Source organism: Erwinia sp. PME.40.26/001, assembly GCF_055556675.1.
The window spans coordinates 1-278 of record NZ_JBVHNP010000108.1; the positions used below are offsets into that span (position 1 = coordinate 1).

General features: G+C 64.4%; 1 protein-coding gene. It reads right to left on the bottom strand.

Annotation, left to right across the window (positions count from 1 at the left end; all coding sequences use genetic code 11):
• Nucleotides 1–278, bottom strand: a 278-nt coding sequence (locus ACZ3HG_RS23435; RefSeq protein WP_465334732.1) for a M15 family metallopeptidase domain-containing protein, incomplete at both ends; no start/stop codon positions are given.

The following is a 278-nucleotide window of genomic DNA, read 5'->3' on the forward strand; positions in this document are numbered from 1 at the left end:
CGGATATGGTCGATGACTTGACCAGGCCGGGCGAAGGCGACGTGCCAATGGTTGGAATGGCCGGAATCACCCGGCCCGAGCAGTTCGAGCAGGCGAATGCCATGAGCGGCCATCAGTGCGCGGATCTGCGCGCGCGTGATCGTGAGCAAGCCACCTGCCGGTATGAAATCGACCGCTTGGCCAACCTTGTGCCAGCTATGAAGCGCACCGTAGGTGGCGTTGATAGGGCGGAGGGAGTCGGTGATGCGGGCGCCGAAGGCCTGGCGCACCAGAGCGGT